Raw genomic sequence first — 2640 nt, 5'->3', positions numbered from 1 at the left:
TCCGCGGCGGTGGCCGCGTCGGCCGCGCGGGCGGCGGTGAGTTCGGCGCGGGACTCGGCGGCGGCCGTCTCACGGGCGTGCTCGACGGCCGCGCGGGCCGCCTCGCGGGCGGTGTCCCAGGCGGCGACGGCCGTCTTCTCGGCGTCGCTGGCGGCGAGCGCGGCCCGCGCGGGGTCGGCGTCGGGAGCGGTGTCGTCCAGCCAGCCCGCGCGGACCGCCTCGGCCGTCTCCTGCTCGACCTCGGTGAGGCGCTGGCGCAGGTGCCCGATCTCGCTGCGGGCGCGCTGGGCGTCGGTCGCGGCGGAGGTGGAGTCGCGGTACGCGGCGTCGCTGACCTCCTGGAGCGCGGCGGAGCGCTCCTCCTCCTCGTTGGCGAGCGCCTCGGCGTTCCCGGCGGCCGCGTGCAGGGCGCGTACCAGGTCGACGGCGGCCCTGGCGCGGGCGGCGAGTGCGGGCGCGGCGTCCCGCTCGGCCTCCTGGATGGCGGCGGCGACGCGGGCGACCCGGTCGGCGGCGGCGCGGTGGCGCAGCACGACCTCGGCGGCCTGCCAGGCGGAGTGCAAGGTGCGGGCGTCGGCCAGCTCGCGCTTCTGCGCGGCGGCGGCCTTGTCGGCGGCGGCCAACGCCAACGAGGCATTGCGGTAGGCGAGTTCGGCCGCGATCAGCGAGCTGCGCTCGCGGGCGCCCTCGTTGTGCGTGACGGTGTCGGCGGCGGCCGTGACCTGCTGGGCGAGGTCGGTGGCGCGGACCCGCTCGCGCACGGCCCGCGCGGACAGCCGCCGGGCCAGGGTGCGGGTGCGGCGCTCGGCACCGGTGTGCACCTCCCGCGCGCGGGTGCGGGCGTCGGTCGCCTCGACGATCCGGCCGAGCAGGTCGACCGAGCCCGCGGTGAAGTCGCGTTCCGCGATGAGTTCGGCGCGGCGGCCCAGCTTGTTGCCGAAGCCGCCGACGAGGTCGGCCAGGCCGTCGGTGTCACGGGTGTCGGTGACGGCGCGCAGCAGCAGGTCGGTGAAGTCGGAGTCCTTCTTCACCGCGAAGAGGCCGGCCGCCTCGCCCTCGTCGGCGTTCATCTCCCGCTGGTAGCGGAAGAGCTCGGGGTCCAGGCCCAGGTCGCCGAGGTGCTCGGTCCAGCGCTCGTGGGTCTCCTCCCAGTGCGCCTCCAGGTGCGGGTAGTTCCTGCCCGCCTCGGTGAGGGCGTCCCGGAAGCCCTTCATGGTGCGCCGGCGCCCCTGCGCCCCGGAGGCGCCCTCCACCAGCGGCCGTACGGCGGTGGACTCCGCGACCGGCAGGCTGTCCAGGCTCAGACCCGGGCCGGGCCGGAACGAGTACCAGGCTTCCGCGAACTTGCGCGGGTCGCCCGAGACCTGACGGCCGCGCCACTCACTGACCTTGCCGACGACCACGCACTCGCCGGTCTGCACATGCTGCCATTCCAGCGCGACGTGTCCGCAGTCGTCGGCGAGCAGGAACTTGCGCAGCACGCCGGAGCTGGCGCCGCCCAGGGTGTTGCGGTGGCCGGGCAGCATCACCGAGAAGATCAGCTTGAGCAGGACGGACTTGCCGCCGCCGTTCTCCAGGAACAGCACACCGGCGGGCGCGGGACGGCGCGGCGGGCCGACCGGCTCCTCCTCGAAGAACTCCGCCTGCGTGGGCGCCGGATCGGGCACGGGGGCACCCACACCGCGCAGGTCGAGCACGGTGTCGGCGTAGCGCGCGCCGGCGGGCCCGATGGAGTAGAGGCGGACGCGGGACAGCTCGTACATGGCGGACTCTCGTGAGGTCTTCGAAAAGGTGCGGGCGGGTCAGGAGTGGAAGGGCAGCCCGGCGTCGGCCACCAGGTCCAGGTCGTCGGTGTCCTCGGCGGGCAGCAGGGTGGCGGTGCCGCCGGTCTCGGTCACCACGCCCAGTTCCAGCAGTTCGCTGAGCGCCGCGCCACCCGCCATGTCCCGCACCTGCAACTGGTAGCGGGCGGTGGTGCGGTAGGTGCCGCCGTGGTCGTCGCCGGTGCGCTGGAGGAACCCGGACTCGGTGAGGAAGCCGAGCGCCTTGGCGACGATGCCGGTGGTGGAGGCGGCCGGGCGCCGGGCGTCCTTGGTGGCGCCGGTGGCGCTGCGCCGGGCCCAGATCCGCCAGGCGGCCTCCAGACCGGGGGCGTCGCTCACCGGGTCGGTGTTCTCCCCGGACTGCTCGGCCCGCTCCTCCAGCCTGCGGCACGCCTGCCGTACGAAGGCGTCCACACCGTTGACCGTGACGCGCCCGATGTAGGAGTCGTCGGCCAGGTCCTCGGGCCGGGGGAACGCCAGCGCGGCGACGGCCAGGTGGGCCAGGCCGTGCAGGAACCGGTCGGCGGAGTCGGCGGTGGTACGGCGGGCGTAGTCGCCCATCCGCACCGCGAACACCGAGTCCTCGGCTGCCGTCACGGCCATCCCGGCCCGCGCCGACACCTCCAGCACCACGAGCCCCAGCCCGGTCGCCACGGCATCGGCGAGCCGCGCGAACGCCCCGTCCTCCCGGTACCGCCGCAACAGCTCGGTGTACTCCTGGTCCCGCGCGGGCTGCAACTTCGGCTGCAGCCCGAACGCCACCAGCCGCGCCGCGTCGGCGGCGTCGGCGGGGGTGACGGCCGGCGGCGCCGCCGGC

General features: G+C 75.8%; 1 protein-coding gene and 1 pseudogene. Both read right to left on the bottom strand.

The genetic code is table 11. The annotated features are described in order from the left end of the window. A pseudogene (locus tag CCN33_RS28355) lies at positions 1-1763 on the bottom strand (hypothetical protein); the annotation flags it as partial. A gap of 39 nt (positions 1764-1802) precedes the next feature. Next, on the bottom strand, positions 1803-2640 hold an 838-nt coding region (locus tag CCN33_RS28350; RefSeq protein WP_086696272.1), incomplete at its 5' end, for a hypothetical protein.

This window comes from Streptomyces recifensis (genome assembly GCF_002154615.1).
Lineage (GTDB): Bacteria > Actinomycetota > Actinomycetes > Streptomycetales > Streptomycetaceae > Streptomyces > Streptomyces griseoluteus.
This window is presented reverse-complemented; position numbering and strand designations above follow the sequence as displayed.